This is a genomic window from Amycolatopsis sp. NPDC041971 (genome assembly GCF_055588925.1).
In genome coordinates this window covers 163,047-163,397 of record NZ_JBVJCE010000010.1, presented here as the reverse complement: position 1 = coordinate 163,397, position 351 = coordinate 163,047, and the positions used below count along the sequence as shown (strand labels likewise).

The window sequence follows — 351 nt, the reverse complement described above, 5'->3', positions numbered from 1 at the left end:
CCGTTGATCCCGTTCCCCGCGTCCTCCCCCCCCCGCTGCCGCGGTGGTTTTTTTTTCCCCCCCCCCCCCCCCCCGAACCCGGGTAACAAGAACGGCTGGTCCGACGACAACGACGACGGTTCCTGGATCATGAACTCGGTCGGCTTCGTCGGGCCGCACGAGCGGTACACCCTCTCACTCATGAACAACACCAAGGTCATCCAGAACGGCTACGAGACCGGCCAGGAGACCACCACCAAGATCGGCGAGATCCTGTTCAAGGGATACTTCAAGGGCTGACCGAGCGGTGTCGGGGGCGGCGGGGCCCTCCAGGGCTTCGTATGTTGTCTTCCCCTGCTCCTCTGCGGTCTT

General features: G+C 64.1%; 1 pseudogene. It reads left to right on the top strand.

What is annotated here, in order from left to right:
• Positions 1–75: 75 nt before the first annotated feature.
• Positions 76–279, top strand: a pseudogene (locus ACZ6DT_RS20965) (tat pathway signal sequence); the annotation flags it as partial.
• Positions 280–351: the final 72 nt, after the last annotated feature.